Genomic DNA, 25,897 nt, shown 5'->3' with positions numbered 1-25,897 from the left:
TCCCGTGCCGAGTCCGAGCACCGACGTGACCCTCGCGCTGGCGACCACGGGCTCCCCGACGACCGCCGCCCTCGACCTGCGGGGCGGCGGCCTGCGCGCCCTGGTCGTCGACGGCGTGACGATCGTCGAGACCTACCCGGAGGGCACCCCCGCTCCCCAGTGCGCGGGTGCGGTCCTGTTCCCGTGGCCCAACCGGGTGCGCGACGGTCGGTGGACCCAACGCGGCGTCACGCACCAGCTCCCGGTCAACGAGCCGGCGCTCGGGCACGCGAGCCACGGGCTCGTCAGCGGCACGCTCTTCGCCGTGCGTGCTCGCGGGCGCGGCCGGGTCACGCTCGTCGGGTCGGTCTCGGCCGGGCCTGGCTACCCCTTCAGCCTCACGCTGGCGGTGACGTACGAGCTCACGCCGCACGGGCTGACCGTGACGTCCCAGGTGCGCAACGACTCCCGCGTGCCCGCGCCTGTCGCGCTCGGCGCCCACCCCTACCTCCGGATCGGCGACGTCCCCACCGAGGACCTGGTGCTGCGCGTCCCGGCCGACACGTATCTGCCGCTGGACGAGCGGCTCGTCCCCCGGGACACGGCCGGGGTGGACGGCACCGCGTTCGACCTCCGCCGCGGGCGCCGCCTGGGCACCGACGACCTGCACGCGTGCTTCGCCCTGACGCGCGGCTCGGCGACGACGGTGACGGCTCCGGACGGTCGCGCCCTGGAGCTGTGGGCCGACGACGGCTTCGCGTACCTCCAGGTCTACGTGAGCCCGGCGTACCCGACGCTCGGAGACGGATCGTCCTGGCGCGCTCTGGCGGTGGAGCCGATGACGGCTCCTGGCGACGCCCTCAACTCCGGCACCGGGCTGCGCTGGGTGCCGCCGGGTGGCCGGTGGCGCCTCGCGTGGGGCATCCGGGCCCGCCTGTCCTAGTCCTTCTCGACGCCGGTGAGCTGCACGCGGCCGACCCGGACCAGGTCGATCGCGGCCACGTGCACACCGTCCGGCACGTCGCGGACGCTCGGGTGCACCCACACGCCCGTGCTGCGCCGCCAGGGCAGGAGCTCGAACCGCACGCCCGACGCCGCCACCTCGGCCGCCCACGGCGTCAGGTCGACGTCCCAGACGCGCCCGTGCCAGAAGTGGTCGCTGATCAGCCGGTCGCCGACGTACGCCCGGCCGACGTCACCGGTCCAGGTCAGTCGCAGGAGCGCCCGGTCGGCGCCGTCGAGCAGCTCGGCCGGCACGTCCACGTGCACCACTGCCGCACCGGTGAAGTCGGTCGGCGCGCTCAGGCGGTCCATGGGACCGCCCCGGACCGGGTCGGGGACGGCCGTCGCGTGCGGCTCGACCTCGGACATCAGCCTGGTGCGGCCGGCGTACCGTGCGTCGAGGGTCCAGGTCCGCCACGGGCCGTCGTCCCTCGGGTCGCTGAGGTGCGCACCGTCGGCCACGAGTCCCGCGGGTGCGGGCAGGAGCCACAGGGTGTGCTGCGCCTCGTCCGGGTGCACGACGAGCTCGCCGCCGAGCGAGTACAGCGGCGCGTCCGACAGCACCAGGCGTTCCCGGCCGGCCAGGTCGAGGACGTACAGCCGCTGGGCGCTCACGGGGTCCAGGACCAGGATCCGGACGCCCGGCAGCTCGACGACGCACCGCGGCCCCGCCGGCTCGACGAGCGAGACCACGGTGGTCCCTCCCCGGACGACGCCCGCGCCGGCGCCGCCCACGTCGAGCAGACCGTCCAGCACGAGCTCCACGGGGATGCCCTCGTAGGCGCCCAGGACGAGGATCTCCCCGTCGTCGTCGCTGCCGCGGGTCAGCACCTGGGCGGTCGCGCTGCGCAGGACGACCGAGGGTGACACCGGGTAGCGCAGGGGCCAGACCAGCGAGACGCCGGCAGGGATGTCGACCGGCACCGTCGGGACGGTCACGGAGTCGTCGTCGAGGTCGACCGTGATCTGCACGTCGACCTGTCCTGGGAGCGGCTGCGTGCTCGGCTGGTAGGTCGACAGGAACAGGTACCCGCTGCGGCCGTCCGACCGGACCGCCCACCGCAGCTCGTCCAGGTCCTCGCTGCCGCCGCCGACGGTCGAGGTCATCGACGCGATCCGGTGACCGTCCTCGTGCAGCCACAGGTGCTGGCGGCGCAGGTGGTGGTGATGGGGGCGGACCTGCGCGTGCTCGCCGACGGGTGCCGCGAAGTCGTAGGTCACCTGCGGCACGTCGTTCGGGTAGCCGGTCGCGTGCGACTCCTGCTCGGAGCCGTGCGGTCCGGTCCGCTGCGTCCCGCCGGCGTACATGTAGTAGCCCTGCCAGATCGAGCCGCTGCCCACCTTGGCCAGCGCGAGCGCCTCGATGTCCCGCGGGGTCACCAGGGGTCGACGGTGGTACGCCACGTGCATGCCACCTCCGAGCTCGCACGTCGCGAAGGGCACCTCGTCGTCGTCCCGGAGCGGCGGGGCCCCGGCGTCGACGCTGATCCCGTCGAGCGCCTCGCGCAGGTCCGCCCCTACCGACAGGTCGTCCCGGACGGGGCTGTAGCGGAAGTGGAACGACGCGAACGCCGGCCACTCCGTCTGCTCGTCGTCCCAGAAGCCGTCCGAGTAGGCGCTGTACACGGGGAGGAGCGTGTCGGGGACCTGGGCACCGCCCCAGCCCGTCGCGGTCCAGATCGGCACCCGCAGCCCCGCCTCCTCGGCGATCTCCCGCAACCGCGCCAGGTGCTCGGGCTGGTCGTAGAGCTCGTTGTCCATCTGGGCCCCGACGATCGGACCGCCCTCGACGTGCGTGAGTCCGACGAGCTGGGCGACGGTCTGGGCGTACAGGGCCTGCACGAGCTCGAGGTACTCCGGGTCGTTCGTCCGCGTGGCCAGTCCCCGGTCGACGAGCCAGTCCGGGAAGCCGCCGTACCGGGCCTCGCCGTGCGCCCACGGACCCATGCGGACCACGACGTCGAGACCGTGCCGCGCGGCGAGCTCGATGAACGCGCGCAGGTCCAGCCCGCCGTCCCACCGGAAGCGGCCGGGCTCGGGCTCGTGCGCCTGCCAGAGCACGTAGGTCGCGACGGACGTCAGCCCGCCGGCGCGTGCGTGACCGAGCACCTCGCTCCAGCGCTCGCGCGGGATGCGCGAGTAGTGGATCTCCCCCGTGACGGGGAACCACGGGCGTCCTGCGCGCTCGACGTACCGGCTCGTCACCTCGATCGCGTCGGGACCGGCCGGGCTGTCACCGACGTGGAGGTGACCCCGACGCGGAGCCGCGGGTACGGCGACGGCGAGACGGCGGGATGCCACGAGCGTGGCCTGGCGAGCATCGTCGTTCATGTCTCTCCTTGCAGCGATTGGTCAACGATGACCGGCCGTCACGCTAGTCGCGGAGCGCCGTCGGCGATGCGAGGGCGAGGGCGTACGGGTTGAGCGGATCGTGCGCGAGGACCTCGTCGGCGATCGCCGTCGCGACGTCGTCACGGTCGTCCAGGAGTGCGAGCTGCGCCTCGAGCACGCGCACCCGGGTGTCGTGGGCCGCCTGGACGTCCTGGGTGAACAGCAGCATCGTGGGCAGGGAGGTCGCGAAGTAGTCGACCCGAGCGACGACCGCGGCCTGCTCGGTCACGTACGCCCCGAGACCGTCGCGCAGCCGTTGCGCCTCGTGCGACCGTCCGAGCCTGCGCAGGGCGGTCACGGCAGCCGCGGTCCGCTCGGAGTACAGGTGGACCTGCATCCCCTGGAAGTCAGCGTGCTGCTCGGCCGCACTCTCCCACTGCGCCCTCGCGACGTCCGGCTCACCCGCGGCAGCGAGCGCATCGCCGAGCACGAGGTGCAGGTCCGCCGTGTTGGCCAGGGCGTGCCGAGCCTCGCCGAGGGTGGGGACCGGGTCGAGAGCCGCACGGGCGTGCTCGACCGCGGCGGCAGGATCCCCATCGGCCAGCGCCTGGCGCGCGAGGCTCAGGTGGGCCTCCTCCCACGCGGCCAGGACCCGGCCCTCCCCGCCCTCCCAGGGCTGGAAGACCCGGCCGGTGAGCACGTCGAGCGCCTCAGGCGCGCGGCCGCGGGCGGTCAGCAGCTCGGCGAGCTGGACCGAGAGGTCGTCGCGGGAGCCCACCAGGTCGGGCCGCTCCAGCAGCACGTCGATGCGCTGCGCCGGGTCGACCCCCAGGCGGCCCGCGAGCTGGTCGGACTCGAAGAGGAGTCGCGCGTCGTCCGGGGCGAGGGACCGCGCTCGGGCGTAGTAGTCGGCGGCGAGGAGCGGGTCGCCCTGGACGTTGTGGGCGGCGATGCCGAGGTTGCGCAGGACGACCGGGCCGGCGTCCGCGCTCCGGGCCACCACCTCCCACGCCTCGATCGCCTCCGTGCGCCGACGGGCTGCGTACAGCCAGTGGCCCTGGAGCTCCGCGAGCATCTCGTTACCGGGCAGCCATCGGCGCAGGCGTTCCAGCGCGTCGTTGTCCCCGGCCGACGGGAAGCACCAGGTGCGGTCGAGTCGTTGCGCCCTCGCGAGCGTCTCCTCGGCCGCGGACGGGCGACCGCGACGCAGCTCGAGGTCGGCCAGGTGCACGAGCGCGAGCGGACCGACGTTCGTCCGACCCGGCGTCACCGGCACGGAGCTGCTGTGCTCAAGCAGGTCCGCGGCGTCGTCGTCCTCGCCGATGCTGAGGTACTCCTTGGCCACGTCGAGCGCGACGGTGGGATCCGGCGTCGTCGACCGGTCCAGCCCCAGGCGGCTCGCGAGGTCACGCGCCCAGGCGTCGAGCGGGTTCGTCGCGAGCGTCTTCTCGACGTGGGCACGGGCCCCGGCCAGGTCGCCCTGGCGGCGCGCCGCGACCGCCGCGAGGTTGCGCGCCTGGTGGTGCCCGGGGCTCCGGACCAGGAGTGCGGCCAGGTCGTCGGCAGCCTGCGCGGTGCGGCCGTCCGCGAGGTCGAGTCGCGCGGACGCCACGGTGGCGGCGTCGAGCCACGCGCCGTCCCACATCGCCGTGGCGAGCGCCGACCTGGCGTCGTCGGTGCGCCCCTGCCGGCCGAGGACGATACCGAGCCGGTAGTGCGCCTCCCCGTCGCGTGGGTTCGGGTTGCGCCGGGTCAACCGGGTCGCGGCAGCACGCAGGTGCCGCTCCGCCTCCTCCAGGCTGCCGACATGCTGGCGCCGGGCACCGAGGGCGACGTGCGAGCGGGCGTCGCCCAGGTCCCGCCGCAGCGCCTCGGACCAGTACGGCTCGGGCGACCGGGTGGCGTGCCGGTACTGGGCGAGGTGCACGCCGGTGACGTACAGCTCGTCGACCGAGTCGATCTGCGACGGCTCCGGTGGCTCGGTGGCGGCATCCGTCGACGCAGCCTGGTCGACGGCGGGTGGTCGCGGACTCCACGTCACGAGCACGTCCCCGTCATGCTCCACGACCAGCTCGCACGACTCCGGGAGCACGGCCGTCCCGACGGTCACCTCCTGGACGAACGGCGCGCCGGGTGCCAGGTCGACCCGCTCGTCGAGGAGGACGAGCGACCCGGATCGCACCAGCACCCGGCTGCCGGGTCGGCGGGACGTCGTCGCGACGCCTGCGCGGACCCGCGTCGTCGACCCCTGGCCGACGACGTCCAGGCGCACCGCCACGTCCCTCGTCGCCTGGTGCACCGGACCGACGTCCTGGATCGGGTACCAGTACTGGGAGAACGTCTTGGTCTCGCCCGGCTTGAGGAACGCGAAGTCCGGCTGGTTGTCCGTGAACACGCCGGCCATCAGCTCGACGTACGGACCGTTGGTATCGGTCAGCTGCGCGTCCCAGGCCCAGCCGAACGGCGCGTTGCCCCAGGTCCACTGCTTCTTGCCGGGCGCGACGCGGTGGTCCGCCCAGTGCACGAAGCCCGCGTGGGCACCGTGGTCGTACCCGCCGAAGAAGTCGTCCTGCGTGCCCAGGCACATGTACGACGTCGGGACCGGGATGTTCCGGTACCAGTCGAGGCGGTCGCCGTCGGGCCGTTCGGGCGTGCGCTGCGCCGGGTAGTCCACGCCGTAGTAGTGGTCGGTCGCGGCGGGGAACGTCGTGATCGCGCGCTTGGCGTGGTCGGCCACCACGCGCACGTCCGTGGGGAAGAACGACTGGTAGTCGTCGTTGACCGCGGCGGCGACGTTGGCCCACCACAGGAACGTCTGGACGTCGTCGGTCCGGTTGACCACGTGCGCCCGCACCTCGATCAGGGCGCTGCCGGGCCGCAGCCGCAGGCCGTGCATCCCCTGCATGCGGGCGAACGGGTCGTGGTCGGAGCACCACACCGTCACCGAGCCGTCCGGCTCCTCCTCGATCGCCACCTCGCACGGCAGGTAGGTGGCAGGCCGGTGGTGCTGCGGCCAGTTGAACTCGACACCGCCCGAGATCCAGGGGCCCGCGAGGCCGACCAGTGCCGGCTTGATCACGTCGTTGCGGTAGAAGAAGTCGTAGCCACGGGTCTTGTCCAGGCCCACGTGGATCCGCCCGCCGAGCTCGGGCAGGATCATCAGCCGGACGTACTCGTTCTCGAGGTGGACCGCGTCCCAGAGCCGTGGCGTCTTGACCTGCGCGACGCTCTCGATGAACGGCAGCGGGTACACCGCGCCCGACGAGCCCTGGTACACGCGCTGGTCGAGGTAGGCCGGGTAACGGTCCGGGGAGCCCGCCTCGTACGTGTCGATCGAGATCGCGCTCGTCCACGCGCGCACGGACCGTCCCACGATGTCGGCCGGCGCGTCCGGCAGCACGATCCTGGACTCTTCGCTGAGCATGAGGATGAACCTACGGGGGTTGACACGGTTCGCCGATACACGTTCCACTGACCCGCATGGACGAATCGCCGACCGGCCCCGACGAGTTCGTTCGCGAGGGCTTCGCCGGTCAACGCATGCTGGTCGTCCCTCGGCCCGCGGTCGAGCGCGCGCTGAGCCACCCGGTGACGGGCAAGCTCTTCGTCACCGACGCCGGCTTCTTCCCGCACGCGTCGCGGCACGGGCGGGAACGACCCGTCGGCGCCGCGGAGCACGTCCTGCTGGTGTGCACCGACGGCTCGGGCTGGTGCACGACCGGAAGAGCCACGGTCCCCGTGGGGCGCGGCGACGCGGTGCTGCTGCGCGCGCGGCAGCCGCACGCCTACGGCGCCTCGGAGGCCGACCCGTGGACGCTGTGGTGGCTGCACGTCCTCGGGACCGACTCCGGCGACCTCGTCGACGCCGCGCGCGAAGCCGCCGGGGGGCCGGTCACGCACCTGCGCGACGCGGCCCCCGTCGCCAGCCTCGTCGCGCAGGTCATCGACGCCCTGGACGAAGGGACGACGACGACCGCGTTCATCCGGTCCTCGGGCTCCGCCTGGCACGCGCTCGCCCACATCACCGCGACCGGCCGTCGCACCCCGGGACCCGGCCTCAGCCCGGTCGAGCGTGCGGCGGAGCACCTGCGGGCGACGTCACCCCGCCGGACCTCCGCCCACGAGCTCGCCGCGATGGTGGGGCTGAGTCCGTCCCAGCTGAACGCCCTGTTCCGCCGGCACGTGGGCGCGTCGCCCCTGGAGTACCAGACCCAGCTGCGCATGGCGCGGGCCCGTGAGCTGCTGGACAGCTCGGCGCTGTCGATCGCCTCGGTGGCGCGGACGGCGGGCTACGACGATCCCCTGTACTTCTCGCGGCAGTTCACCGCCGTGCACGGGATGCCTCCCCGGGCCTACCGCGCGCGACCGACCGGCGCATGAGACACCGGCACCGGGCGAGCACCGGTGCGGCGAGACTGCGCACGTGCCCACCCGCCGAAGGACACTCGTCGTCGCCTCGGTCACGGCGGCCGTCGTGGTCGTCGTCTTCGTCGCCGCGCTCGTCACGCGCGGGGTGCTCTGGCCCAACCGGATCCCGGCGGCGCGGTACGACGTGCGCGGCGTGGACGTGTCCGCTCATCAGGGCGTCATCGACTGGCCCGTGCTCGCGGCGCAGGACATCGACTTCGCGTACGTGAAGGCGACCGAGGGGTCCGGGTTCGTCGACGACCGGTTCGCCGAGAACCTGCAGGGCGCGCGCGAGGCCGGCCTCCTGGTGGGTGCCTACCACTTCTTCAGCTTCGAGAGCCCGGGACGCTCGCAGGCGGAGCAGATCATCGCGACGGTCCCGGCCGACGACGACCTCCTGCCGGTCGCGGTCGACGTCGAGCACTACGGGAAGTTCTTCGGGGACCCGCCGGACGCGTCGACCGTGCGCGAGGAGCTCGAGGTGCTGGTCACGATGCTCCGCGAGCACTACGGCGTCGATCCGGTGATCTACGCCACCCAGGCCGCGTACGGCCGCTATGTCGCCGGGGGCTTCCCGGACTCGCCGCTCTGGATCCGGGCGGTCTACCTGCCGCCGCGCGTGTCGGACGGGCGCGCGTGGGCGTTCTGGCAGTACTCGCACCGGGACCGGCTCGACGGGTACGACGGCCGGGAGCCGTTCCTCGACCTCAACGTGTTCCACGGCGACCTGGGCGAGCTGCGCGCCCTGCGGAGCCCCGGGTGAGCGGACGACAACGACCCCGGTGCTGCTCCGCGACTCTCGTCGCGGGCCGCACCGGGGCCGCATGTCCGTCAGCACCTGTTGGCCTTCGCCCACCGCGCCCGCTTGTCCTTGTTGCGCGCGGCTTGAACCGCCCCCAGCGCCATTGGGGGCTGTCGAAGATCAGCCACCCGGACCACGGCCGTCCGTCGCTCTCATAGCAACGCGTTCCATGTCCGGGCCGATCCTTCGCGATGGGATGCTGACACCATCGCGCAGACCGGGAGATCCAAGGTTGAACTATACACACTCTCTGGTCAGCTGTCTAGTTCCACCCTGACAGGGACGCCGACGAACGCCGCCAGACGGTCGAACGACGCTCGGACCGCACGCTTCTGCGCGTCGTCCAGAGCGACGGCCAGGTGCGGCTCGGCCACGATCCCGTCCCGCTCCACCACCCGCCGCCACCAGCCGACCACCTGGCTGTCGAGCACCAGCGGCTGGATCACCTGGTTCGTGCTCGCGGGGGCGATGACCAGGTCGGCGATGTTCAGCACGGACCGGCCCTCCGTGTACGCGACGGCGTACTCGTCGTAGCCCTGGAGCACGTGCACGGTGGGCGACGGGTCCCGGGTCGGGGCGTCGGCGGGCGCGAACCAGTACGCGATGTCGTCGACCTGCACGGACGTCAGCGCGTCCCCCACCAGGACGATGCCGCGCCGGATCTCGGTGAGCGTCAGGCTCGACCACCACGAGAAGTCCTTGACCGTGGCCGGGCCGTGGCCGGTGAAGTACCGGCGGGTCAGCTCGGCCAGCGCCTCGTCCGGGCCGAGCACCGGCGTCGGCGGCACGCGCTCGTCGACGAGCGCGTAGGTGCGCTGCTTGCCCCGCAGCACGCCGCTGACCACGACGGAGGCGAGCTCGGCGGCCATCAGCAGGTACGCCAGCCGGACTCCGCTCGCCTCGATCCCCGCCTGCGCCAGGGCGGCCTGCACCTGCGCGCGCGTCAGATGCTTCCCGCCCTCCAGCGCTCCGACGAACGCAGCCGTGGCCCGGTCCACCAGCGCGTCGTCGATCCCCGACTGCCGCTCGTAGTACGCGTTGAGCCGGCGCACGCGCGGCCCCGTGAGCGCCTGGATCCAGCGGAGGTCCTCCGGGGCGACGAAGTGCCACGTCGGACGCAGGGCGTGCGTGCGCAGGATCGTGCCCGCGTCGAGCGCCGCCTGCACCGCGGCATCGTCCGCGCCGGTCGTGCGCTGGCCCAGCGACCACTTGGCCATCGCGTACTCCTGCGCCTGCGACGCGCCGAGGTGTCGGACGACAGCCGCGGGATCCGGCAGCGCCGGACCGGACAGGTGCTGGTTGTGCAGCCGACGGTGCGCCACCTCGAGTCGGTCCATGGCTGTCGATCTTCTGCGTGTGGGCGGGCAGTGGCAAGGTGGTCGAACTCGGACACAGTCGAAGGAGACCCCCATGGCGACGCACCTGAACCCCTACCTCAGCTTCCGCGACAACGCCCGTGAGGTGATGGAGTTCTACCACTCGGTGTTCGGCGGGGAGCTGAACGTGAGCACGTTCGGGGAGTACGGAGCGAGCGAGGACCCGGCCGAGGCGGGCAAGGTGATGCACGCGAACCTCACGACGCCCGGCGGGATGGTGCTCATGGGCGCCGACACCCCCGACGTGATGGAGCTCGCGAGCTCGAGCGCCATCTCCTGCTCGCTCAGCGGCGAGGACCTGTCCGAGCTCCAGGGCTACTGGGACGCGCTCAGCGCCGGCGGGACCGTCACCGTGCCGTTCGTGCAGGCGCCGTGGGGTGACACGTTCGGCATGTGCACGGACAAGTTCGGCGTCGACTGGATGGTGAACGTGGCCGCACCGCAGTGACCGCCGACTGCGTCGTCGTCGGGGCCGGTCCCGCCGGCCTCGCTGCCAGCGCCGCGCTCACCGCCCGCGGGATCGAGCACGAGGTCCTCGAGCGGGGGCGTGTGGGCGAGTCGTGGTGGGCGCGGTGGGACTCGTTCCGGCTCAACACGCCGGGCCTGCTCAACCCGATGCTCGGGCCCGCCGCGGACGACGAGTACACCCCGCGCGACGACGTCGTCCGGCGGCTCGAGGCGCTCGCCTCCTCGTGCCCGGTGCGCACCGGCGTCGCGGTCACCGCGCTCGTCCCCCACCCGGACGGCCTCACGCTGGAGACCTCCGCGGGGCCGGTGCGCACGCGGGCGGTGGTCGTGGCGACGGGGGCGGAGAACACGCCGCGCGTCCCCGCGTTCGCGGCGGGGCTGCCCGTGGCCCAGCAGACGACCACCACCTACCGCTCCCCGGCCGGGCTGCCCGCGGGGACCGTGCTGGTCGTCGGCAGCGGCCAGTCCGGCGTCCAGGTGGTCCGTGACCTCCAGGCTGCCGGGCGTCGCGTCCTGCTCGCGACGTCGACGCTCGGCAGGCTGCCGTCGCCGTACCGGGGGCGTCCGATGATCGCGTGGCTCGCGGTGTCCGGCTTCTTCGACCAGCGGCCGTCCGACGTCCCGCCGGAGGTGCGGCTGCGGCCGAACCCGCTCGTGGTGCCCGGCGAGGAGGGCCCCGATCTGCGCCGGATGGCTCGCGACGGCCTCGGCCTCCTGGGTCGGGTGACCGGGGCGGTCGGCGGGCGGTTGCTCGTGGACGGCTCGGCGCGCCGCAACATCGCCGCCGGTGAGGAGTTCGCGGCCCGCGCCTGCACGCTCGTCGACGCCGTGATCGACCGGCTCGGCCTCGATGCCCCGCCGGCCGTGCCGGAGGAGGACCTCACCTCGTTCCCGGTGCGCGAGGGCCTCGAGCTGGACCTGTCGGACGACGACGTGAGCGGCATCGTGTGGTGCACGGGCATGCGCGGCAGTCACGCGTGGCTCCCGGCCGAGCTGCTCGATGACCGTGGCGTCCCCCGCCAGCGCGACGGCGCGGCGGACCTGCCTGGCCTGTGGTTCCTGGGGCTGCGGTGGATGCGCCGTCGCGGGTCGTCCAACTTCGAGGGAATGCCGGCCGACGCCGCGGCCGTCGCGAGAGCCGTCGAAGCGCACCTGTCCGCCGCCTGAGTGTGATGGGGTGTCCCGGTGACGTTCCTGGCACCCCACGACCGTGTCCTGCTGACCGGCGACTCCGTGACCGACTGGGGCCGTGACCGCTCCGACCCGGCCAGCCTCGGGCACGGGTACGCCGGCATCGTCGCCGCGCTCGCGGGTGCGCGTCGGCCCGACCTCGCGCTCACGTTCCTCAACCGCGGCGTCGGCGGGGACACGTCCGCGATGCTGCGCGCGCGCTGGGACGACGACGCCGTCGCCCTCGCGCCGACGGTCGTGTCGATCCTCATCGGCATCAACGACACCTGGCGGCGCTACGACGAGGGCGACCCGACCTCCACCGACGAGTACGAGGAGAACCTTCGGGCGGTGGCGGGGACGGTCGACCGCCTGGTGCTCATCGAGCCGTTCGTCGTGCCGGTCACCGCTGCCCAGCACGCGTGGCGCGAGGACCTGGACCCACGGATCGCCGTGGTGCGCCGCGTGGCGACGGAGCGGCGTGCGGTGCTCGTGCCGGCCGACGGGCTGTTCGCCGCGGCCGCCGCACGGACCGGGGCCGCGACGTGGGCGTCGGACGGCGTGCACCCGACGTCCGCGGGGCACGGGCTGCTCGCGGAGGCGTGGCTGGCGGCGGTCGGCCTCGGCTGAGGCGTCCGTCTGGTGGGGACTCTTTGCGCGCGCGCCGACGTTGGCGCTAGCGTCATGGCCGATCGTGTCCCGCACTCGCGGGAGGCGACCGACCGAACCGGTCACGGAGGACGACGAAGCGATGCGCGTGCACACTGCCGCCCCCGCCGTCCTCGGGCGCGCCCGCGTGGCGCTGCCCTGTTGTCGCTGTCTGTAGAGCGCTGGCTGCTCCTTCGCGCGAGGATCCCCTGACCGGGGACCGTCCGCGCCAGCGCTCGCCCCGTCCCGGCACGGACATCCCCTGCTGATCCGTGCCGCCCGACCGGCGCCCGCGCGCGGCCGGTGCACCAGACGCATGGCTAGTCAGTCCCCCACCAGCTGTCGGTCCGCCGGCAGCCTCGACCGAAGAGGAACCATGGCACGCATCTACGACGACGCGACGGCGCTCATCGGCAACACCCCGCTGGTCCGCATCAACAAGATCACCGACGGGGCCCCCGCCACCGTCGTCGGCAAGCTCGAGTTCTACAACCCGGCCAACTCCGTGAAGGACCGCATCGGCGTGGCCATCATCAACGCGGCCGAGGCGTCCGGGGAGCTCAAGCCCGGCGGCACGATCGTCGAGGCCACCAGCGGCAACACCGGCATCGCGCTGGCGTTCGTCGGCGCGGCGCGTGGCTACAAGGTCGTCCTGACCATGCCGGAGACCATGTCCAAGGAGCGCAAGCTCCTGCTGCGCGCGTTCGGTGCCGAGCTGATCCTGACCCCCGGGTCCGAGGGCATGCGCGGGGCGGTCAACCGTGCCGACGAGATCGTCGCCGAGCGCCCGGGCGCCATCCTGGCGCGGCAGTTCGCCAACGAGGCCAACCCCGAGATCCACCGCACCACGACGGCCGAGGAGATCTGGGCGGACACGGACGGCGAGATCGACATCCTCGTCGCCGGCATCGGCACCGGTGGCACCATCACCGGCGTCGGCCAGGTGCTCAAGGCCCGCAAGCCCGGCGTCAAGATCGTCGGCGTCGAGCCGGCGGAGTCGCCCATCCTCAACGGTGGCGCCCCGGGCCCGCACAAGATCCAGGGCATCGGCGCCAACTTCGTCCCGGAGATCCTGGACACCACGGTCTACGACGAGATCATCGACGTCGACGCCGAGACGGCCGTCCGGGTCGCGCGTCGCGCCGCCGCGGAGGAGGGTCTGCTGGTCGGCATCTCGTCCGGCGCCGCCCTGCACGCCGCGACCCTGCTGGCCCAGCGCCCGGAGAACGCCGGCAAGCTCATCGTCGCGATCATCCCGTCCTTCGGTGAGCGCTACCTGTCGACGATCCTGTACGCGGACCTCGTCGACTGATCGTCCGGAGATACACGCACCCCACCGACAGGACGAAGGCACCGTGTCCGACCACCTGCACTTCCTGGCCACCCTGAGGGAAGACCTCGAGGCTGCCCGGCACCGCGACCCCGCGGCCCGGTCCCTCGCCGAGGTCGCCCTGGGGTACCCGGGCGTGCACGCGGTGTGGGTGTACCGGCTGGCGCACAGGATGTGGCACCAGCCCGGCCTGCGGCTGCCCGCGCGACTGATCTCCCAGCTCGCGCGGGCGGCCACCGGCATCGAGATCCATCCCGGCGCGCGCCTCGGCCGGCGGCTGTTCATCGACCACGGGATGGGCGTCGTGATCGGCGAGACCGCCGAGGTGGGTGACGACGTCGTCCTGTTCCACGGCTCCACGCTCGGCGGCAAGTCGATGCGGCACGGCAAGCGGCACCCGACGGTCGGCGACAACGTGGTAGTCGGGGCCGGCGCCAAGATCCTCGGACCGGTGTGGATCGGCGACGGTGCGCAGATCGGCGCCAACGCCGTCGTCATCCACGACGTCCCCGCGGGGGCGATCGCCGTCGGAGTGCCGGCGACGATCCGGCTGCGCCCGGTGGCCGCCCCGTTCGACGTCGAGATCGACGACCCGGCGATCTACATCTGAGACCCTCCCCCTCGGTGATACCCGGGGTAGCAGGTAGCCTGGCGCGGGCGTCGACGGCGACGCCAGACCGGGAGGACTGACGATGCGGCTGGGCTACCACACGGGCTACTGGTCGGCGGGTCCCCCGCCCGGTGCGCAGGAGGCGGTCCTCGGCGCCGAGCAGCTCGGGTTCGACTCGGTGTGGACGGCCGAGGCCTACGGCTCCGACGCGCTCACCCCGCTGGCGTGGTGGGGCTCGCGCACCTCGCGCATCCGGCTCGGCACCGCGATCGCCCAGATCTCCGCGCGCACCCCCACGGCGGCCGCGATGGCCGCCCTCACGCTCGACCACCTGTCCGGCGGCCGGTTCGTGCTGGGGCTCGGCGCCTCCGGGCCGCAGGTGGTGGAGGGCTGGTACGGGCAGCCGTACCCGCGCCCCCTCGCCCGCACCCGCGAGTACGTGTCGATCGTCCGGCAGGTGCTCGCGCGCAAGGCGCCCGTGACGTTCGACGGCCAGTTCTACCGGCTCCCGCTGGGTCCCGACGAGGGCTCCGGCCTGGGCAAGGCCCTCCGCTCGACGGTGCACCCGCTTCGCGCCGACCTGCCGATCCACCTGGCGGCCGAGGGGCCGAGGAACATCGCGATGTCGGCGGAGATCGCCGACGGCTGGCTGCCGCTCTTCTACTCGCCGCGGATGGACGGCGAGTACCGGGCGCTGCTGAGCGAGGGCTTCGCGCAGCGCGCGCCGGAGCGACGCGCGATCGACACAGTGGACGCGTTCGAGGTCGTCGCGACCGTGCCGGTGGTGATCGGCACCGACGTCGAGTCCGCCGCGGACAGCGTCCGCCCGTTCATCGCGCTCTACGCCGGCGGCATGGGCGCCAAGGGCGCCAACTTCCACCGCGCGGTGCTGGACCGGCTCGGGTACACCGAGGCGTGCGACGAGATCCAGGCGCACTACCTGGCCGGTGACCGCGCACGCGCGACCGCCGCCGTGCCGCTCGAGCTGGTGCAGGACATCGCGCTGGTGGGCACCGTCGACGACATCCGCGCGCAGCTGCCCGCCTGGGAGAGCACCGCGATCACGACGATGCTCGTGCAGGCGGACCCGCGCACCCTGCCGGCGATCGCGGAGGCCCTGCGCCCGACCGCCTGAGCCGCCCGGAGACCGCCCGCGACGCCCCTCGGCGCCGCGGGCGGTCGCGCGTCCGTGGACGGCCGTTGCCGACAGTCGTCGGGAAGCGCTACTCTCGCGCTCACGTGGTGGATACGCGATCTCAGCATCTGAGAAATCCGGATCTTCCCACTCCAGAATCGTCACGAGGAAGGAACGGACCGCCATGACCGCTCGTCCGTCCCTCCTGATGTGTTGTCGGTCCGCGTGCTGTTCTCAGCACCGCACCGGCTCCTGACGCCTCCCCGCGTCTCCCCCTCGGCCTGACCGAGGGACCGCCGGTGCCCGCCCCTCGCGCGGCAGACCGGCCCCCCAGCCCGTCCCGATCGGCCGCGCCCGATCCCCAGGACCCCCCCATGTCCCTGACCACGACTGCCGCCGCGCACGTCGCCCACCCGGTGACCCTGCGCGACGTCCGCCGCACGTTCGCCACGCCCACCGGACCGCGCGCAGTGCTCGCCGGCGTCGACCTCGAGCTCGCCGCGGGCGAGATCGTCGCGCTCGTCGGGCCGTCCGGCTGCGGCAAGTCGACGCTCCTGCGCCAGGTCAGCGGCCTGGACACCCCCGACGCGGGTGACATCCTCATCGACGGCTCCCCCGTCCGCGGGACCGACCCCCGGACGGCCGTCGCGTTCCAGGAGCCGCGTCTGCTGCCCTGGCGCACGCTCACCCAGAACGTCAGGCTCGGACTGCCGGCGGGGACGTCCCGGGCGGACGGCGCCGGTCGCGTGGCCGAGCTCCTCGAGCTGGTCGGTCTCACCGCGTCGGCCGGCCTGCGGCCGCGACAGGTGTCCGGCGGCATGGCGCAGCGGGCGTCGCTCGCCCGGGCGCTCGCCCGCAACCCCGGGGTCCTGCTGCTGGACGAGCCGTTCGGCGCCCTCGACGCGCTGACCCGGCTGCGCATGCAGGAGCTCCTGCTCGAGGTGCACGCCGCCGAGCCGACCACCGTGCTCCTGGTGACGCACGACGTGGAGGAGGCCCTCTACCTGGCCGACCGCGTGGTGCTCCTGCGCACGCCGGACGGCGACGAGACGAGCATCGCTCGCATCATCGCCGTGCCCGGCACCCGCCCCCGGGACCGGGCCGATCCCACGTTCGCCGAGCTGCGCGCCGAGCTGCTCGAAGGCCTCGGCGTCCCGACGCACCACGTCGGCCCGGCCGAACGGGACCTGCACCACTCCATCTGACCTGCCCCGCCCCCCACCGACCCACCCCCGGGTCACCCACACAGGAGAGACGATGAGCATCCGCACCGCCGTGTCCGCCAGAGTGTCAGCGACCGTACTCACCCTCGCGACCGCCCTGGCGCTCACCGGCTGCGTCGCCGGCGAGGACACCCCCGCCGCTGCACCCGAGCCCGACAGCACCGCGTCGGCCGACGCCCTCGTCGAGTGGAGCGCGGACGTGCTCAACATCGACTTCGCGACCTACAACCCGCTGAGCCTGGTGATCAAGGACCAGGGCTGGCTCGAGGAGGCCCTCGGCGACGACGTCACGGTCAACTGGATCCAGTCCGCCGGGTCCAACAAGGCCAACGAGGCGCTCCGCGCGGGCGCCGTCGACGTGGGCTCGACGGCCGGCTCCGCCGCGCTGCTGGCCCGCTCGAACGGCTCGCCGATCAAGACGATCGACATCTACTCCCAGCCGGAGTGGGCGGCGATCGTGGTGCCCGCGGGCTCGGACATCACCGACGTCAGCCAGCTGGCCGGCAAGTCCGTCGCCGCCACCAAGGGCACCGACCCGTACTTCTTCCTGCTGCAGTCGCTCGAGGAGGCCGGCGTCCCGCTCGACCAGGTCGAGGTGCAGAACCTGCAGCACGCCGACGGCAAGGCCGCGCTCGAGAACGGCTCGGTCGCGGCGTGGGCCGGGCTGGACCCGCTGATGGCGGCCAGCGAGGCGACCGCCGGCTCGACGCTGCTCTACCGGAACGTGGACTTCAACACCTACGGCTTCCTCAACGCGACCGAGTCGTTCCTGGGCACGAGCCCCGACCTGGCGCAGCTGGTGGTCGACACGTACGAGAAGGCGCGGGCCTGGGCGATCGCCAACCCCGACGAGGTCGTCTCGATCCTCGCCGAGGTCGCCGCCATCGACCCGGCCGTCGCGGAGACCGTCATCACCAAGCGCACGACGCTCGACCTCGACCCGGTCCCCGGAGACGCGCAGCGCAAGGTGCTCGCGGTCGTCGGCCCGATCTTCGTCGCCAACGGTGACGTCCCCACCCAGGGCGCCGTCGACAAGGCGCTCGACGAGCTGTTCGAGCCGTCGTTCGCCGAGAACGCCGACCCGTCCTGACCCCACACTGCCGCCCCCGGGACTCTCGGGGGCGGCAGGATCCTCCCCAGGAGCTGACATGTCCGCACCGCCCGTCGTCGGCACGTCGACGCCGATCCTCGACCAGGACGGTCGCCCGCACCGCGCGTTCAACCCGTTCGACAACGGCTCCCGACGGCCGTCGTCGAAGGGTCCGCTCGACCGACGCGGCACCCGCACGGTCGTCGGCCTGCTCCTCCCCCTCGCGCTGCTCGCGCTCTGGCAGTGGGTCACCAGCGCCGGCCTCGTCGCGCCCTACCAGCTGCCCAGCCCTGCGTCGGTGTGGGACGCCGCCGTCGACCTCGCGCAGCGCGGCCTCCTCGGCCAGTACGTCGCGATCTCGACACAGCGCGTGCTCATCGGGTTCGCCATCGGCAGCGCGATCGGCCTCGTGCTCTCGGCCGTGGTCGGCCTCTCGCGCCTGGGCGACGCCCTGCTGGCCCCCACGCTCGGCGGCATCCGCTCCGTCCCCTCGCTCGCGTGGGTACCGCTGCTCATCCTCTGGATGGGCATCGGCGAGGACTCCAAGATCACGCTCATCGCGATCGGTGCCTTCTTCCCGGTCTACACCACCGTCGCGGCCGCGCTGCGGCACGTCGACGCGCACCTGGTCGAGGTCGGCCGGGCCTACGGGCTGCGCGGCGCTCGGCTGTTCGCCGGCGTGCAGCTGCCCGCGGTGCTCCCGTCGGTGGTGTCGGGGCTGCGGCTCGCGATGGCGCAGTCCTGGCTGTTCCTCGTCGCCGCCGAGCTCATCGCGTCGTCCATGGGCCTCGGGTTCCTGCTGGTGGACTCCGGCAACAACGGACGCGTCGACCGGATCCTCCTCGCGATCGTCGCGCTGGCCCTGCTGGGCAAGCTGACCGACAGCCTCATCGGGCTGGCCGAGAAGTACCTGCTGAAGAGATGGGCATGACCTCCACGATCTCCACCCTCCAGACCGAGGCACGCACCTACGACCCCCCGCCGGCGTTCGACGCCAACGTCGGACCCGAGGCGTTCGACCGCGCCGACGCCGACCCGGTCGCGTTCTGGGAGGACGCCGCACGCCGGCTCGACTGGGCGACGCCGTGGCACACGCCCCTGGTCTGGTCGCCGCCCGTGGACGACGGACAGGGCGGGCTGACCGTCCCGGAGGCGCAGTGGTTCGTCGGCGGGCGGCTCAACGTCGCGGTCAACTGCGTGGACCGGCACGTCGACGCAGGCCGCGGGGACAAGGTCGCGCTGCACGTCGAGGGCGAGCCCGGCGACCGGCGCACGCTCACGTACGCGGACCTCCAGCGCGAGGTGTCCCGGGCGGCCAACGCGCTGACCGCCCTCGGCATCGGCCCCGGGGACCGCGTCGTGGTGTACCTGCCCGTGCTGGCGGAGACGGTGATCGTCACGCTCGCGATCGCGCGGATCGGCGCCGTGCACTCCCTGGTGTTCGGGGGCTTCTCCGCGGAGGCCGTGCGGTTCCGGGTGCAGGACACGGGCGCCAAGCTGCTGGTCACCAGCGACGGGCAGTACCGCCGCGGGCAGGCCGTCGAGGTGAAGTCGGCCGCGGACGAGGCGGTGGCCGGCCTGGACCACGTCGAGCACGTGCTGGTGGTCCGGCGCACCGGCCAGGACGTGGCGTGGACCGAGGGCCGCGACGTCTGGTGGCACGACGTCGTCGACACCGCCCCGGACGTGCACGAGGCGCAGGCCTTCGACGCCGAGCACCCGCTGTTCATCATCTACACGTCGGGCACCACCGGGCGCCCGAAGGGGCTGGTGCACACGTCGGGCGGGTACCTCACGCACGCGGCCTGGGCGCACTGGGCGCACTTCGACGCCAAGCCTGACGACGTCCACTGGTGCACCGCCGACCTCGCGTGGGTCACCGCGCACACCTACGAGATCTACGGCCCGCTGGCCAACGGGCTCACGCAGGTCATCTACGAGGGCACGCCAGACAGTCCGCACCGCGAGCGCCACCTCGAGATCATCGAGCGCTACGGCGTGACGACGTACTACACGGCCCCGACCCTGATCCGGACGTTCATGACGTGGTTCGGCGACGAGCTCCCCGGCGGGCACGACCTGTCGAGCATCCGGCTGCTGGGCACGGTCGGCGAGGCCATCAACCCCGAGGCGTGGGTGTGGTTCCGCCGCACGTTCGGCGCCGACCGCGCGCCCGTGGTCGACACGTGGTGGCAGTCCGAGACGGGTGCCGCGATGATCGCGCCGCTGCCGGGCAGCACGGTGCTCAAGCCCGGGTCCGCGACGCGTCCGCTGCCGGGCATCTCGGCGAAGGTCGTGGACGACTCCGGCGCCGAGGTCGGTCCGGGAGAGGGCGGGCTGCTCGTCGTCGACCGGCCGTGGCCCGGGATGGCCCGCACGATCTGGGGCGACCCGCAGCGCTACCTCGACGCGTACTGGCGGAGGTTCGCCGGGCACGGCGAGCACGGCGGGTTCTTCCTGGCCGGCGACGGGGCGTCGTACGACGACGACAAGTACATCTGGCTGCTCGGCCGGCTCGACGACGTGGTGAACGTGTCCGGGCACCGCCTCTCGACCATCGAGATCGAGTCCGCGCTCGTCGCCCATCCCGCGGTGGGCGAGGCCGGGGTCGCGGGCGTGCACGACGACGTCACCGGGCAGGCCGTGGCCGCGTTCGTCGTGCCCTCGTCGGCACCGGGACCTGTCGACGACCTCGACGCCTGGCTCGCCGCGACGGAGGAGCTGCGCGAGGAGCTGCGCGCGCAGGTGGCTCACGAGATCGGGCCCGTCGCCAAGCCCAAGCACGTGCTCCTGGTGCCGGACCTGCCCAAGACGCGGTCGGGCAAGATCATGCGCCGGCTGCTGGCGCAGATCCTCGACGGCAGCGCGCTGGGCGACGTCACCTCGCTGCAGAACCCCTGGGCGGTCGACGAGATCGCCGCACTCACCGCACGGCGTACCGTGCTGCCAGCCGCCCGCACCAGCGCCTCCGAGGAGACCGCATGACCAGCCCCGACCACCGCTTCGGCTTCCGCACGCGGGCGCTGCACGCCGGCGGGATCCCCGACGCGACCACCGGTGCGCGGGCCGTGCCGATCTACCAGACGACGTCGTTCGTGTTCCAGGACACCGCCGACGCCGCCAACCTCTTCGCGCTCCAGAAGTACGGGAACATCTACTCCCGGATCGGGAACCCGACGGTCGCCGCGCTCGAGGAGCGGATCGCCTCGCTCGAGGGCGGGATCGGTGCGGTCGCCACGGCGTCGGGCATGTCCGCGGAGTTCATCACCTTCGCCGCGCTCGTCGGCGCCGGGGACCACATCGTCGCCTCGTCGCAGCTGTACGGCGGCACGGTCACCGCGCTCGACGTGACGCTGCGCCGGTTCGGGGTCGACACCACGTTCGTGCCCGGCACCGACCCCGCCGACTACGCCGCGGCCATCCGGCCCGAGACCAAGGTGCTGTACGCCGAGGTCATCGCCAACCCGTCCGGCGAGATCGCCGACCTGGCCGGGCTGGCCGAGGTCGCGCACGCCGCCGGGATCCCGTTCGTCGTCGACGCCACGCTGGCCACGCCCTACCTGGTCCGCCCGATCGAGCACGGCGCCGACATCGTCATCCACTCGGTGACCAAGTTCCTCGGCGGCCACGGCACCACGCTCGGCGGGATCGTCGTCGAGTCGGGGCGGTTCGACTGGGGCTCCGGCCGGTTCCCGCAGATGACCGAGCCCGTCGCGTCCTACGGCGGGGTGCGCTGGTGGGAGAACTTCGGCGAGTACGGGTTCCTCACCAAGCTCCGCTCGGAGCAGCTGCGCGACATCGGCCCTGCCCTCTCGCCGCAGTCCGCGTTCAACCTGCTGCAGGGCGTGGAGACGCTCCCCCAGCGGCTGGACGCGCACCTCGTGAACACCCGGCTGGTCGCCGAGTGGCTCGAGGCCGACCCCCGCGTCTCGTACGTCAACTGGGCCGGCCTGCCCAGCCACCCGCACCACGAGCGCGCCAACCACTACCTGCCGCTCGGCCCCGGCGCCGTGTTCGCGTTCGGGCTGCGGGCCACCGACGACAAGGACGGCCGCACCATCGGCCGCGCGTTCATCGAGAGCCTGCAGCTGGCCAGCCACCTGGCCAACGTGGGCGACGCCCGCACCCTGGTCATCCACCCCGGGTCCACCACCCACCAGCAGCTGAACGCCGAGCAGCTGGCGGCGGCGGGCGTGCCCGCGGACCTGGTGCGGATCAGCGTGGGGCTCGAGGACGGCGAGGACATCCTCTGGGACCTCGACCAGGCCCTCACGGCTGCCACCGGACGCACCCGGACGGGGGTGGCGGCATGAGCACCGGCACGCGCACCTGGCTGGGACCGAGCGCCCCCGAGCGCCTCGCGCTCCTGCACTCCACGAAGTCCATCGCGATCGTCGGGGCGTCGAACAACCCGGCCCGCGCGAGCTTCTTCGTGGCCACCTACCTGTTGTCCAGTTCCCCGTACGACGTGTACTTCGTCAACCCGCGCGCCGACGAGATCCTCGGCCGACCGGTGTACCCGTCGCTCGAGTCGCTGCCGGTCGTGCCCGACCTGGTGGACGTGTTCCGCCGCCACGACGACCTGCCCACCGTGCTCGACGAGACGATCGCCGTCGGCGCCAAGGCGCTGTGGCTCCAGCTCGGCTCGTGGCACGAGGACGTCGCCCGGCGCGGTGAGGCCGCGGGGCTGACGGTCGTCATGGACCGGTGCGTGAAGATCGAGCACGCGCGGTTCCACGGTGGGCTGCACCTGGCCGGCTTCGACACCGGCGTGATCAGCTCCAAGCGCGCGCTGGGCTGAGCCGCCCGCGATGGACGACGACTACGCGGAGGCCGTCCTCGACCTCGTGGCGGCGATCCCCGCGGGTCGCGCGATGACCTACGGGACGATCGCCGAGGTGGTCGGCGACCTGCTGGAGGCGCGCGACGGGGTCCGCCGCGGGGGGCCGCGGCAGGTCGGCCAGGTCATGAGCCATGCCGGCTCGGGGGTGCCCTGGTGGCGGGTGGTCAACGCCGCGGGCAGCCCGCCGGCCCGGCACGCCACGCGCGCGCTGGCGCTGCTGCGCGACGAGGACACCCCGCTGAGCGCGGACGGCACCCGCGTCGCACTGCGCCGCGCGATCTGGTTCCCCGACGACTGACCCGCCTCCCGCGTGTCCTCGGCTGCCCGCCGTGCCCGCCGACCTAGCCTGGCCGCACGGGAGGCGCCGGCGCGTCGACCGCGCACCGCCTCGACCCGGGAGATCCATGACCGTCACCGTCCAGCGCTCCGCGCTCGTCGGGACGCGCACCACACCCCGGGTGACCGCCGTGGTGCCGTTCACGCGCCTTCCCCACCTGGGCGGCCTGGACGGGATCCGCGCGATCGCCGTCGCCGGCGTGGTCGTGTACCACCTCGGCGCGCCGTGGATGCGCGGCGGGTTCCTGGGCGTGGACGTGTTCTTCGTCCTGTCCGGGTTCCTCATCACGACGCTGGTCCTCGACGAGGTGGAGCAGACCGGGCGGTTCTCGTTCCGGCGGTTCTACGCCCGGCGCGCCCGGCGCCTGCTGCCCGCTCTCGGTCTCCTGCTGGTCGCGATGGCGGGCGTCGCGGTGGCGATGCCCAGCGAGGCGCGCGAGCTGCGCGGCGACATCCTCGCGGCCGCCGGGTACGTGTCGAACTGGTGGCAGGTGGTGGCGGACCGGTCGTACTTCGAGCTGGTCAGCCGGCCCCCGCTGCTCCAGCACCTGTGGTCACTGGCCATCGAGGAGCAGTTCTACCTGGTCTTCCCGCTGGTCGCGCTGCTCGCGGTGCGGGCGGGCCGCGCCCGGGTCGGGCAGCTGGCCGCCGTCCTGGCCCTGCTGTCCACCGCCGCGATGGTCGTCGTCGCCGTCCGCACGTCCTCGCCCGTCCCGAACGACCCGAGCCGCGCGTACTTCGGCACCGACACCCACTCCATGGGGCTGCTGGTGGGAGCCGCGATGGCGGCGGTCTGGACGCCGTGGCGGACGTGGCAGCACGCCGGGCCGTGGCTGCGCGAGCGCGGCAGCGCCGTGCGGAGGTTCGAGGCCGGTGTCACCGACGTGCTGGGCGGCACGGCGCTGCTCGGCATCCTCGCGGCGTTCGTCTGGGTGGACGAGTTCAGCAACGCCCTCTACCGCGGTGGGTTCCTCGCGTTCTCCGTGCTGGCGGCGGTGCTGGTCGGCGCGGTGGCGGACCCGGCGGGACTGCTCGGGCGAGCCCTCGCCCGGCAGCCGTGGCGCTGGCTCGGTGAGCGGTCCTACGGGATCTACCTGTGGCACTGGCCGGTCTTCATGCTCACGCGGCCGGGCGTCGACATCGCCGTCTCGCCTTGGCTCGCGACACCGCTGCGCCTCGCCGTCGTGCTGGCGATCGCCGAGCTGTCCTACCGGCTCGTCGAGCTGCCGGTCCGGCGGGGCGCGGTCGGCCGGGTCGCCGCCCGGGTGCGGGACGCCGGCGCGGACCGCCCCCGTGCGGTGCTCCGGGTGGTCGCGGCCGGGGTCGGGATGGTGGTCGTCGGCGGGGTCGCCACCGCCGCGCTCGCGCAGGTACCCCCGACCACCCGGTGGCAGCCCGTCGCGGCGCCCGCAGCCACCTCCACCCCACCGGCGTCGTCGACGCCCCGCACGACGGTCACCCCGGTCCCGACGCCGAGCACCACCACACCGGTCGCGCCCGCGGTCCCTCCCCCACCGGTCGAGACCGTCGGAGCCGCCTCCGGCTTCGGCGACTCCGTGATGCTGGGCGCCGCGGAGGAGCTGGCCGCCCGGGGCATCGCCGCGGACGCCGAGGTGTCGCGGCAGTTCGCCGTCATGGTCGACCTGGTCCGGGCCGCCGCGGCCGCCGGCACCCTGGGCCACACGGTGATCGTGCACGGCGGGACCAACGGGCCGATCGACGAGGCGACCCTGCGCTCGTTGCTCGACCTCACGACGGACCGGCGGGTGTTCCTGGTGAACGTGCACGTCCCCCGCACGTGGGCGGCGTTCGACAACGAGCTCTTCGCCCGCGTCGCGCCGGAGTACCCGAACGTCCGCGTCCTCGACTGGGACTCGCTGGCGACGGCGAACCGCGGCTGGCTGTACGGCGACGACATCCACCTGCGACCGGACGGGGGCCGCGCGGGCTACGCCGACTGGCTGGCGCAGGCGATCCAGCCCTGACCCCGGTCAGGCGCGGCGGACCAGGACCACGGCGCGGTCGTCGTCGTCGGCGGCGTGGACACCCGCCAGCACCGCCGCGGCCGATCCGCGGCCGGGACTCAGGACGCGGTCGGCCACCCCCATCAGCCGGTCGATTCCCTGGTCGAGGTCACCGCCGCGCACCTCGACCACCCCGTCGGTGTAGAGCATGAGGACGTCACCGTGCTCCAGCCGGCCGGCCCGCGCCGCGCACCGGAAGTCGGGGATCACGCCGAGCGCGGGGCTCCCGATCGTGTCGAGCAGGTCGAGCCGTCCCGACCCGGCATGCAGCTGGACGGCGGGCGGGTGGCCCGCCGAGCACACCCAGAAGTCACCGCTGGGCAGGTCGAACGCCACGTGGATGGCCGTGGCGAACCCCTCGTCCCACGCCTGGTCGAGCAGGTACTGGTTGGCGGCGCCGAGGAACTCGTCGCGCGGCAGCGCACCGAGCAGGCCGCCGAACGCCCCCGAGAGCTGGAGCGACCGGACACCGGCGTCCAGCCCCTTGCCCGAGACGTCGACCAGCACGATCTCGAGGGTGGCTCCGCCCGACCGCGTGCCCGCCACCATGAAGTCCCCGGAGAACCCGTCGGCGTGCGCAGAGCGGATCTCGCTGTCCACGCGCCAACCCGCGGGCAGCGGGGGGACGCGCCCGTGGGCTGCCAGGCGGTCGCGCAGGTCGACCAGCATGAGGTCGCCGGGAGCGCCCTGGAGGCCGAGCCGCTCCCGCCCGCGGGCGAACGCGATACTGGCGATCACGGCGATCGTGACCACCACGAGGACACCCGGGATCAGCGTCGGCGCGCCCCACACCCACAGGCCCCAGGTGCACGCCATCACGACCGCGCCGAGCACCGCGAGCTGGCGCAGCCGCAGCAGGAACACGGCCACCACGATCAGGAGCAGGAACGCGGACGGGGGGAACCACTCCGGCTGCTCCAGGATGCCCACCACGAGCAGGGCCGCGCAGAGCACGAGCACGGCCACGAGGACCACCTGCGAGCGGCCGCTCCAGCGGCGTGCAGCGAGCGAGGCGCGCGAGTAGAGCCCCTGTCTCGGCGCCTGCCGCGTCCCCCGCACCCGGTGAGCGTATCCGCAGGTCACTGCCGGAGTGCCGCGCCCGGAAATGAGTGTTCCCGGGGCG

Annotated in this window: 21 protein-coding genes; 17 read left to right on the top strand and 4 right to left on the bottom strand. The window is 73.4% G+C overall.

The annotated features are described in order from the left end of the window. Positions 1–4 precede the first annotated feature (4 nt). Positions 5–922 (top strand): aldose epimerase family protein, encoded by a 918-nt coding sequence (locus HP550_RS15765; protein WP_175348630.1) that lies wholly within the window; start codon positions 5–7, stop codon positions 920–922. Here the strand turns inward: HP550_RS15765 and HP550_RS15760 are convergent. Together HP550_RS15760 and HP550_RS15755 are read right to left on the bottom strand one after the other, a co-directional pair. Then, entirely contained in the window at positions 919–3,312 is a 2,394-nt protein-coding gene (locus HP550_RS15760; protein ID WP_175348629.1) for a beta-galactosidase, read from the bottom strand. The genes HP550_RS15765 and HP550_RS15760 overlap by 4 nt on opposite strands. Before the next feature lie 43 nt (positions 3,313–3,355). After that, entirely contained in the window at positions 3,356–6,736 is a 3,381-nt protein-coding gene (locus tag HP550_RS15755; RefSeq protein ID WP_175348628.1) for a DUF5107 domain-containing protein, read from the bottom strand. 56 nt (positions 6,737–6,792) lie between these two features. Here HP550_RS15755 and HP550_RS15750 point away from each other — a divergent pair, with 56 nt between their 5' ends. Both HP550_RS15750 and HP550_RS15745 read left to right on the top strand, forming a co-directional pair. Beyond that, positions 6,793–7,692 (top strand): AraC family transcriptional regulator, encoded by a 900-nt coding sequence (locus HP550_RS15750; RefSeq protein ID WP_175348627.1) that lies wholly within the window; start codon positions 6,793–6,795, stop codon positions 7,690–7,692. Between the two features lie 43 nt (positions 7,693–7,735). Beyond that, the gene (locus HP550_RS15745) at positions 7,736–8,482 is read left to right on the top strand and encodes a GH25 family lysozyme (RefSeq protein ID WP_175348626.1); all 747 of its coding nucleotides are present in this window, start codon (positions 7,736–7,738) and stop codon (positions 8,480–8,482) included. Between the two features lie 293 nt (positions 8,483–8,775). Here the strand turns inward: HP550_RS15745 and HP550_RS15740 are convergent, their stop codons facing one another. Beyond that, positions 8,776–9,858 (bottom strand): winged helix DNA-binding domain-containing protein, encoded by a 1,083-nt coding sequence (locus HP550_RS15740; RefSeq protein ID WP_175348625.1) that lies wholly within the window; start codon positions 9,856–9,858, stop codon positions 8,776–8,778. A gap of 73 nt (positions 9,859–9,931) precedes the next feature. On the opposite strand from HP550_RS15740, the gene HP550_RS15735 reads away from it, so the two are divergent. The 14 genes from HP550_RS15735 to HP550_RS15670 all read left to right on the top strand — a co-directional run bounded on the left by HP550_RS15735 (position 9,932) and on the right by HP550_RS15670 (position 24,735). Next, positions 9,932–10,345, top strand: coding sequence for a VOC family protein (locus HP550_RS15735; protein WP_175348624.1), 414 nt, complete (start codon positions 9,932–9,934; stop codon positions 10,343–10,345). Then, positions 10,342–11,532, top strand: a complete 1,191-nt coding sequence (locus HP550_RS15730; protein WP_175348623.1) for an NAD(P)-binding domain-containing protein — start codon at positions 10,342–10,344, stop codon at positions 11,530–11,532. Before HP550_RS15735 ends, HP550_RS15730 begins: the two co-directional genes overlap by 4 nt. Before the next feature lie 18 nt (positions 11,533–11,550). Further along, a complete protein-coding gene (locus HP550_RS15725; protein ID WP_175348622.1) occupies positions 11,551–12,165 on the top strand; it encodes a GDSL-type esterase/lipase family protein in 615 nt (204 codons plus the stop codon). A gap of 394 nt (positions 12,166–12,559) precedes the next feature. After that, entirely contained in the window at positions 12,560–13,495 is a 936-nt protein-coding gene (gene cysK, locus HP550_RS15720) for a cysteine synthase A (RefSeq protein ID WP_175348621.1), read from the top strand. Between the two features lie 43 nt (positions 13,496–13,538). Beyond that, on the top strand, positions 13,539–14,123 hold the full coding sequence (gene epsC, locus HP550_RS15715) for a serine O-acetyltransferase EpsC (protein ID WP_175348620.1): 585 nt from the start codon (positions 13,539–13,541) through the stop codon (positions 14,121–14,123). 82 nt (positions 14,124–14,205) lie between these two features. Continuing rightward, positions 14,206–15,258: an LLM class F420-dependent oxidoreductase gene (locus HP550_RS15710; RefSeq protein ID WP_175348619.1), complete on the top strand. Its 1,053-nt coding sequence runs from the start codon at positions 14,206–14,208 to the stop codon at positions 15,256–15,258. A gap of 374 nt (positions 15,259–15,632) precedes the next feature. Then, entirely contained in the window at positions 15,633–16,463 is an 831-nt protein-coding gene (locus HP550_RS15705; RefSeq protein ID WP_175348618.1) for an ABC transporter ATP-binding protein, read from the top strand. A gap of 52 nt (positions 16,464–16,515) precedes the next feature. Next, positions 16,516–17,571, top strand: coding sequence for an aliphatic sulfonate ABC transporter substrate-binding protein (locus HP550_RS15700; RefSeq protein ID WP_175348617.1), 1,056 nt, complete (start codon positions 16,516–16,518; stop codon positions 17,569–17,571). Positions 17,572–17,629: 58 nt separating this feature from the next. Then, a complete protein-coding gene (locus tag HP550_RS15695) occupies positions 17,630–18,502 on the top strand; it encodes an ABC transporter permease (RefSeq protein WP_175348616.1) in 873 nt (290 codons plus the stop codon). Next, on the top strand, positions 18,493–20,556 hold the full coding sequence (gene acs / locus HP550_RS15690; RefSeq protein ID WP_175348615.1) for an acetate--CoA ligase: 2,064 nt from the start codon (positions 18,493–18,495) through the stop codon (positions 20,554–20,556). The genes HP550_RS15695 and acs overlap by 10 nt, the downstream gene beginning before the upstream one ends. Continuing rightward, a complete protein-coding gene (locus HP550_RS15685) occupies positions 20,553–21,884 on the top strand; it encodes an O-acetylhomoserine aminocarboxypropyltransferase/cysteine synthase family protein (protein ID WP_175348614.1) in 1,332 nt (443 codons plus the stop codon). Before acs ends, HP550_RS15685 begins: the two co-directional genes overlap by 4 nt. Next, complete coding sequence (locus HP550_RS15680; protein WP_175348613.1) at positions 21,881–22,372, top strand: CoA-binding protein; 492 nt, start codon at positions 21,881–21,883, stop codon at positions 22,370–22,372. The genes HP550_RS15685 and HP550_RS15680 overlap by 4 nt, the downstream gene beginning before the upstream one ends. 10 nt (positions 22,373–22,382) lie before the next feature. After that, positions 22,383–22,712 carry an MGMT family protein gene (locus HP550_RS15675; RefSeq protein WP_175348612.1) on the top strand — a complete coding sequence of 110 codons (330 nt, stop codon included), beginning with the start codon at positions 22,383–22,385 and terminating at the stop codon, positions 22,710–22,712. A gap of 106 nt (positions 22,713–22,818) precedes the next feature. Beyond that, positions 22,819–24,735: an acyltransferase family protein gene (locus tag HP550_RS15670; protein ID WP_175348611.1), complete on the top strand. Its 1,917-nt coding sequence runs from the start codon at positions 22,819–22,821 to the stop codon at positions 24,733–24,735. Positions 24,736–24,741: 6 nt separating this feature from the next. Here HP550_RS15670 and HP550_RS23095 read toward each other — a convergent pair whose 3' ends face one another. Then, positions 24,742–25,833: a SpoIIE family protein phosphatase gene (locus tag HP550_RS23095; RefSeq protein ID WP_175348610.1), complete on the bottom strand. Its 1,092-nt coding sequence runs from the start codon at positions 25,831–25,833 to the stop codon at positions 24,742–24,744. Positions 25,834–25,897: the final 64 nt, after the last annotated feature.

It is taken from the genome of Cellulomonas humilata (assembly GCF_013359775.1).
In the GTDB taxonomy this organism is placed as follows: Bacteria; Actinomycetota; Actinomycetes; order Actinomycetales; family Cellulomonadaceae; genus Cellulomonas; species Cellulomonas humilata.
This window is presented reverse-complemented; position numbering and strand designations above follow the sequence as displayed.